7 protein-coding genes are annotated in these 7334 nt (G+C 60.5%); 1 reads left to right on the top strand and 6 read right to left on the bottom strand.

Annotation, left to right across the window (positions count from 1 at the left end; translation table 11 throughout):
* The first annotated feature begins 103 nt into the window (after positions 1 to 103).
* Entirely contained in the window at positions 104 to 2071 is a 1968-nt protein-coding gene (locus tag AC0L3P_RS36790) for an nSTAND3 domain-containing NTPase (protein ID WP_473309020.1), read from the top strand.
* A 339-nt stretch (positions 2072 to 2410) separates the two neighbouring features.
* Here the strand turns inward: AC0L3P_RS36790 and AC0L3P_RS36795 are convergent, their stop codons facing one another.
* The 6 genes from AC0L3P_RS36795 to AC0L3P_RS36820 all read right to left on the bottom strand — a co-directional run bounded on the left by AC0L3P_RS36795 (position 2411) and on the right by AC0L3P_RS36820 (position 7249).
* Positions 2411 to 3487: a relaxase/mobilization nuclease domain-containing protein gene (locus tag AC0L3P_RS36795; protein WP_473309014.1), complete on the bottom strand. Its 1077-nt coding sequence runs from the start codon at positions 3485 to 3487 to the stop codon at positions 2411 to 2413.
* The gene (locus tag AC0L3P_RS36800; RefSeq protein ID WP_473309015.1) at positions 3484 to 4002 is read right to left on the bottom strand and encodes a MobC family plasmid mobilization relaxosome protein; all 519 of its coding nucleotides are present in this window, start codon (positions 4000 to 4002) and stop codon (positions 3484 to 3486) included. The genes AC0L3P_RS36795 and AC0L3P_RS36800 overlap by 4 nt, the downstream gene beginning before the upstream one ends.
* A gap of 424 nt (positions 4003 to 4426) precedes the next feature.
* Positions 4427 to 5407 (bottom strand): ParB/RepB/Spo0J family partition protein, encoded by a 981-nt coding sequence (locus tag AC0L3P_RS36805; RefSeq protein ID WP_473309016.1) that lies wholly within the window; start codon positions 5405 to 5407, stop codon positions 4427 to 4429.
* A complete protein-coding gene (locus AC0L3P_RS36810; RefSeq protein ID WP_473309017.1) occupies positions 5397 to 6158 on the bottom strand; it encodes a ParA family protein in 762 nt (253 codons plus the stop codon). Before AC0L3P_RS36810 ends, AC0L3P_RS36805 begins: the two co-directional genes overlap by 11 nt.
* Before the next feature lie 574 nt (positions 6159 to 6732).
* Entirely contained in the window at positions 6733 to 6876 is a 144-nt protein-coding gene (locus AC0L3P_RS36815) for a hypothetical protein (RefSeq protein ID WP_473309018.1), read from the bottom strand.
* A gap of 61 nt (positions 6877 to 6937) precedes the next feature.
* A complete protein-coding gene (locus tag AC0L3P_RS36820; RefSeq protein ID WP_473309019.1) occupies positions 6938 to 7249 on the bottom strand; it encodes a DUF736 domain-containing protein in 312 nt (103 codons plus the stop codon).
* Positions 7250 to 7334 lie beyond the last annotated feature (85 nt).

A 7334-nucleotide genomic window follows, 5' to 3' on the forward strand; every position in this document is an offset into this window, starting at 1 on the left:
CAAGAAGGAGGAACTACCGAAAGTCCGCGCGCTTGCGCCGAAACGCTACGTTCTCTTCACGTCGCTCGGGCTGACGCCGGCGAACACGAAGGCGCTTGTTCAATTGTTCAAGCCTTATCTGAAGCGGCAAGCGGACGTCTTTCATCGCGATAGGATCAATGCACTCTTGCGCCGGCATAAGAAGGTTGAGACCGTCAATTTCAAACTCTGGCTGACCAGCACGGCCGTGCTGCAACGTGTCCTGCACAACGCCGAACACGCCCAAACCCAGTTCGAGGTCGACCGGGTCAGTCGCAAAGTACCGCTTTTCGTCCAGAACGATGCCTTCCCGCGTGCCCAGCAGATACTCCAGGAGAGCCGTGTCGTGGTGATCTCGGGAGAGCCGGGCATCGGCAAGACCACGCTCGCCGAGATGCTGCTATTTGCGCATCTCGAACAGGGTTTCGAGCCCGTCGTCATCGAAGGCGGCATCGACGAGGGCAAACGCCTGTTCGACGGCCATGCCAAGCAGATCTTCTATTTCGACGACTTCCTGGGTCAAACGTTCCTGGCGCAACGGCCCGAACTGCTGGCCCGAAACCAGGACGCCGCGCTGATCCACTTCATGCAGGCGATACGGATGTCGCAGGCAAGTCGGTTCATCCTGACGACGCGGGAGCACATCTTGCGCACGGCGATGAGTACGTCCGAAAAGCTAAGTCACGGCTCGCTGATCAGCCATCACTTTCTGCTGGAGCTGAGCGACTATTCGTTCGGGCAGAAGGCCCGCATCCTCTACAACCATCTCTACTTCAGCGATCTTCCGGTCGAATATAAGACTGCCATTCTACAGGACGAATTCTACTTCGAGGTGGTGCGGCATCGGAACTTTAATCCGCGCTTGGTCGAGTGGTTGTCCGGCTATGCCCGTGTCAAGACCGTCCCGGCGGAAAATTACCAGCATCATGTCCGCGCGTTGCTCAACGATCCCCGTGAGATCTGGTCCCATGCGTTCGAGCATCAGATCTCGGAGGCCGGACGCAGCCTGCTGTTCACCCTCGCGCTCTTGCGCTGGGGCACGGAAACCGAGGTGCTCGAAGCTTCCTGGCAGGCGTTGCATCAGTTCAAGTCGCGAAAATACAATTTCGCGACTACGGCCAACGACTTCCGGAGGGCCCTGAACGAGCTTGAGAACTCTTTCCTACAGATATCAGAGCAGAAGGTCAGCTTCCTCAATCCGTCGATCCGCGGGTTCATGCAGAGGCTGCTGCAGACAAACGGCGATTATGCCCGGGACATCGTGGAATCGGCCAGTCGGTTCTCGCAGCTGCGTACGCTTCGGGACCTGCAGGGACTGGACGGTGCAAACGCTCTCGCCAAGACATTGATGCCTGGCGGCCATGTCGTCGAAGCGCTGAAACGCGTGATTGAAGCCCCTCATATCCGCTGGGACTACGACAGGCGTGGCAAAGGCGTCGGCACCTATATCGACGACACGCCAGCCGAACGCTTGCGGACGATCGTCCAGTGGGCCGAGGATACCAGGTCGCACGACATACTGGCGCTCATGGCTGTATCCCACGAACATTTGCGGAAGACATTCAGCTTTTATATTCCATGGCTGCTCGACGTCCTACGAACACTCGAGAAATCCGAATGGGTTTTCAACAATGGTGGCGACAAGCTTCGTCGCGCCCTGATGGATACGGTTCTGGTGCAGCTATCGGATGCCCGAACCAGCGAATGGCAGGCCACCTTCGACTATCGCTCGAGCTCCCCGCCCTGGGACGCGGAGGATGAGGCAAAATTCGATCTTGCCTACGATCTCTATCGACGGAAGGGCGTCTATGACGAGCTCAACAGCTATGACGAGCTGTCCGACCTTGAGTACATGAGAGACAGCCTGCGCGAGATCCAGAAATCGCACCACCAGGTATTCAAGAAGGCTATCAAGAAACTCAACGTCGTAATCCAGCGGGTCGGCAGCTCGCGGGACGATGCCGAAGACGATTACCAGCCGATTACCCCAAGCAAGCGGCCTCAACCCGAGGACGTCGATGAGGTTCGGCGATTGTTTGGCAGCCTTCTTTAGGAAGTCTGGCTCGATGCGCTACGCCATCCCCGGAAGTCCTCCGGTGGCCTCCAAGGGGCGTGCTCGAGCCCGCGGCGATCGACAGGTGTCGCGCGGGGTATGCCGAACCGCGCGTCGGTCCAGACCATGAAAGCGAGACAGCATGAACGCGACTCCATGGAACCCTTGAAATGACAATCTTTTGCGCGCGCATCAAGCGCCGATGCGCGGAAAATCTGTGGTACGAAGCGTGGTACGGAGATGTCCCTTAGGCGCGGAGCGCTGAAAACGCCCATTCTACTTGGTAGCGGGAGAAGGACTCGAACCCCGGACCCCCAGGATTGTGATTCCCACGCTCACTTATCTGATTCGCTCATTGCCTCGTGTTGTGTCGTGCCCGTCTGCATCGACGCCCTGCTCCACGCCGCGCTGCCTGGTATTGGCAAGGTGCGAAAGATCATTCTTCAACGCATGCCGGCGAGTCTCGACATCAGGCATCTCCTTAACGAATCGCCGAATCTGGCGCGATAACTCCTGATCTGCCGCCGCTCCAGAGCGATCTAGCTCGGCCGCATACTCGAGGTATCGCCGCCTGACCGCGTGCTGACGGGACTTAATCTGTTCGTCCCAAGGATGCTTGGCAGCCCTGCCATCCCTCACCTCCGAAAGCACCTCCTTACGGGCGAGCCGATCGACCTCGGGCGTGATCTTACGCTTGCGCATCGCGAGAACCGCCCCTCGATCCGCCTTTCGCACTCGTCCGCGGGTGCGCCGTGGCGTGGCCTCCGCCGCGATACCGCGCAGCCGGAGTTCACCAGCAAACCGCTCCCGCCAGGCCTGAAGATCCGCCTTGCGGGGATTAAGGCGCTTGCCGTACTGGCCGAGGGACCGAACGGTCAAGTGAACGTGGGGATGTTTGTCGTCGAGGTGCTGGACGAAGATGTAGTCGTGATTATCTCCGAACGTCTCGATGGCAAATGCCCGAGCTGAATCCTTGACTGCGATGGCATCGGTACCGGCCGGCATCGACAGAATGATGTTGATCGAAAGCGATGCATCACGGCGGCGCTTGCCGTCGAGACTGGCATCATCTTCCCAGCGTTGCTGCAGATCCTTCAATCCGGAACGACCCGCCAGCGTCGCGCCCTGCTCTGTTTCCGCATCGAGCTCGCCGTTTCGTGTGATGTATGCGAGGTGTGACTTGAGATGCGCCACGTCCTTGGTGCGACCGGTGATCTTGACCATCACCTCTGGTGCTCGGCGTACGATACGTTCGAGCTTTGCACGCATCGCCGGCGCAAGGCGGCCCGGAGCGGCCGGGTCGGGGATATCCCACTCGGCCCGCCGCGGGCGCCGATTAGGCGTTTCCCAGACATACGAGATCGGCGGAAGTTCTGAGGCCAGGTCGGTTGGCCGCGGCGAATTGCGCCGACTCATCGCCGCCCCTCCCAATAGTCCGCGTTGCCATTCAGCGCATGACGTAGTTGCGCCAGCTCTTTTTCGATGACCAGTTTGGCCTCTTGAATTGCGGACAGATCGGCCTCAACCGCCCTGCCCTGCAGCACACTGGCGTTCGCCGCGCGCGCGATCTGGTTGATGTTGCCGCCGATCCGGTTGAGCTCGCGAACGATCGCGCGAAGCGCTTCGTGCTCGCCTGGGGAATGCTGCACGGGTGATGCTAACCGCGAGCGCACCAATGCGACGATCCAGCCGGTTCGGCTCATGCCGCGCTGATGTGACACTTCCGCGAGCTGCCGCATCTCGCTCTCGCGAAATCGTACCGTCACCTTTTCCGGCCGTCCGACCGGCAACGCCAAGATGCGCGGCGCTGGTGCAGCTAGGGCATCAGCAATGAGACGCCGCAGCAGCGCGGATTTGCCGCCCTGAGTAGCTGCAAGAGCTGAGAATTCCGCCGCAACTTCGTCGGAGACGCGAAGCGAGATCAGAGCCATGCACTCCAATCCCAATCGCGATGTAATACATCGCTGGCGCGAAGCCTATCCTGCACTAGAAAGTGCGAATCCTTCCACCCCCTCCACGTTGGTTCAAACCAACAGGCTCGGCAGTGAAAGCTCGGGAGTTGCCCCAGGTGGGATCCAACCCAGCTGACGAGCGCGACGGAGAATTCGTCCGGGAATGACGCGGCCGTCGGCCCCAATCCTTGTGCTCCACAAACCGCGCGCGTGCAGGTCGGCAATACTGGCACCGAATATGTGGGCCGCGGCTTTCCAGCAGCCTCCGGCCTCTCTACAGCGCTGTGGGGGGCGCGTTCGGCCTCCGGCTGCTGCGCTAACGCGCCATCCTTCGGATGGGAAATCCGCTCCGCCGGCGCGCCAACCGTGGCAGCGTTTCTGCGGAGGCTGTCTAAGACCAGCTTCATGCGAACAGAATCTCTTCGATTGTGATGGTCGATGCTGGAACCTCCTCCGCTTCTTCTGCGCCATCGATCAGCAGCACGGCATGGCGTGAGCCTTGAGCCGCGAGTCGATCGACCAGAAGACAGCCAGTGCGGTTTTGGTGACGCACTCTGATCGTCAGTGATGTGCTCATTCGCGCACTCCGGTCGACCGAAGAGTTGGAGAGTTTTTCCGCGATCGCCGTCACGCGGTCGCTCTCCCTGAGTCGCAATTCCACTTGCGGTGCGATCGGGCTTCGTGCGGGTTGAGCTCCAGGCAGCCCCTCGCCATCAGCAGGGGAACCACGGACTTCCGCACGAACTTTGCGAGCCAGTTGACGGGCGTGGGCGTCGGTAAAGCTCTCCTGTGCAGCGCACAAAGTCTCGATGGCGTTGGGCTGCTCGCGCCAAGCCTGGTAGAGTTCATACACAGCACGGATTGATGAGCCGGCAAGCTTCGATCGGAGAAACTCCGGCATGCTCTGTACCGACGCGTAGCGAGACACCCAGTCCCTCGGCTTGCCGAGCTTGCGCGAGATGTCCGCTTGGTTGTCACCCTGCTCCAAGCGGCCCGCGATGAACGCCGCAATTTCGGGGGCATTGAGGTCGTCGCGCTGGATGTTCTCGATCATCTGAACATAACGATCTGCAGACCCAACGGCATGAATGAAGGCGGGGATGTCATGGAGGCCGGCGCGCATGGCAGCACGATACCGCCTCGCACCCATGATGATCACGTACCGGTCCTCCACGGTCGCTTGCCGCAGCACGATCGGTTGCAGCACGCCATGCTGACGGACTGATTCCGCAAGCTCCTCGAGCTTCTGTTCGTCGAAGCTGCGACGAGGCTGGTCTGGATCTTCGTCAATACGGTCGATGGCGATGCAAATCGGTTGCCCGGTTGCGGCGGCACCATCTTCGGCGGCGGCGATGAGCTGCTTAAAGCTGAGATCAAGCGCCATGGGCCGTCTCGTCCATCTGCGCGACGATCTTGGCGAGAACATCGCGGATTTCCCGACCAGCCTCCTGGGCAGAGCGCCGCTTCAGCTTCCAGACCGGCAGGCGTTCCGCAACGGCCTCAGCGTAGCCGTCCCTTGCAACGATCTGGCCCGGAAACACATATTTGCCCGCCTCGCGCAAGAGTTGCTCAAGATGGGTCCTTTGACGGGGCGATTTCGTATTGAAGTTCGAAGGCAGCAACCCGAGGAACTTCGTGTCCTGGCGGCCATAGCGCCTCTGCACGCCGATCACGGTCTGCATCAGACCTTTGACGCCCTTGATCGAATAGTCCTCCAGATAGATGGGGGCGAGCACATGCGACGCCGCAACCAAACAGCCGACGCTGCGCAGCCCAAGTGATGGCGGCGTATCGATGACGCAGGCATCGAACTGATCCGAGGTGATCGCGAGGTTCTCTTGCAGAGTCGTTATGGCGGCCGCACTGCTGCGATCAAGATCAGTCAGCGAGCTATCGGCTGCCGCGAGCGTTAGGCCTTCGTCTTCCCGAGGTACGACCCGCATGCCTGGCTTGAACAGATCCGCGGCCAACGTTGAACCGGCGTAGTGCCTCAACGTATCCGACGCATTGCTCTGCGCATCAACGTCGATCACGAGAACGCGGCGATCCGCTTCCGCCATGAACCAGGCCAAATGCACCGCAAGCGTCGTCTTGCCGACCCCGCCCTTTTGATTGTTGATGACAATGGTCTTCATCTTAAGGTCCGAGATGGATCTGACGGTGTGGGAGCCATGTCCTTGTCCATGATGTCCTGGGGAATGTTGGTTTGAACCAACAGACGATTGTGAATCCGGTCACCGGAACGATCCCGGAATTCGTCCAGCGAATCCCCTGCCACAAGAGTCAGGGCAGCCCATAGCCATGGAGGGAAATTCTGGGCGCGAACTGGGATTGTGCTCGTTGCTGGTCGCTCCGCGAGGGGCTCGCAAGAGGATCGTCACGCGAAGGCGCGGAGACCGCTTGTGGGCTCCGGGAGCGTCGCCGCGGCGGCGCGAGTAGAGCCGTCCCCGAAGGGGCTCGCCCAAGCAGGTAAGGCCGTAAGAGTCGCTGGAACCTTTGAATTTGGAGCCGATCTTTTCCGGGCGGCTGTTGTGATCGGGGACTGCCACTGTTGCAACTAGGCATTGCGACCCGCGCGCCCCGATGGCGAAGCCTCCATCGAGGAGAGATTCAATCCGGCAATAGGACGGTGCGCGGTATTTCCGGTGCAATGGGCCTATTGATAAAATGAATCGATCCGTCCGGTGGATTCATAAAAATGGAGGGGGCTTATACCCCCTCCTCGGCTGCGAGCGCTTCGTTGCGTTGGCGGATGAGTTCGGCCAGTTCGACTTCGAGCGCCTTGCGCTCCGCCGGCGTGAATACGCATCCGCGCAGCTCGGCGCGTAACTCTTCAATGGTGTCGATGGTCATGATCGCATCTCCAGTCGAAGGGAGTGGGCCCCGCCTTGCGGCGGAGCCCACTGGCTGAGCCTCAGTCCCGGTTCGGCCGGGACCAGATCAGCTGGAGACCTTCCGCACCTTCGACCTCGGTCAGGGTGGCGTAGATCGGAGCGGGGAAGCTCGGATCGTCCACCTTGACGGAGAGGTAGTCGCGCTCGGTGTCCTTGGCGGTCTTCTGCCAGGCAGCACCCAGCTCGACGTTACCCGAGTAGATGCGGAAGTGCGGTCCCTTGTCGGAAGGGCTCTCGACACGGATCAGCTTGGCCTTGACGTTGAGGTTGAGCGTCTTGATGGCGCCGGAGAAGCCGTTGCCCGTGGAGGTGAAGGTGCCGATGGTAGCCATTGTCTCATTCGTGCGCCAAGAGTGACGGGTGGAGTCCGTCACGCGCGCCTGTTGCCCCTGCGGGGTGGGAGACTCCGCAGCCCAC

This window comes from Bradyrhizobium sp. WSM4874 (genome assembly GCF_055811835.1).

What these genes read in the sequence shown, in the direction of transcription:
- AC0L3P_RS36820 (WP_473309019.1), bottom strand. Translation starts at nt 7,249, where the DNA reads ATGGCTACCATCGGCACCTTCACCTCCACGGGCAACGGCTTCTCCGGC.
- AC0L3P_RS36795 (WP_473309014.1), bottom strand. Translation starts at nt 3,487, where the DNA reads ATGAGTCGGCGCAATTCGCCGCGGCCAACCGACCTGGCCTCAGAACTT.
- AC0L3P_RS36800 (WP_473309015.1), bottom strand. Translation starts at nt 4,002, where the DNA reads ATGGCTCTGATCTCGCTTCGCGTCTCCGACGAAGTTGCGGCGGAATTC.
- AC0L3P_RS36805 (WP_473309016.1), bottom strand. Translation starts at nt 5,407, where the DNA reads ATGGCGCTTGATCTCAGCTTTAAGCAGCTCATCGCCGCCGCCGAAGAT.
- AC0L3P_RS36810 (WP_473309017.1), bottom strand. Translation starts at nt 6,158, where the DNA reads ATGAAGACCATTGTCATCAACAATCAAAAGGGCGGGGTCGGCAAGACG.
- AC0L3P_RS36815 (WP_473309018.1), bottom strand. Translation starts at nt 6,876, where the DNA reads ATGACCATCGACACCATTGAAGAGTTACGCGCCGAGCTGCGCGGATGC.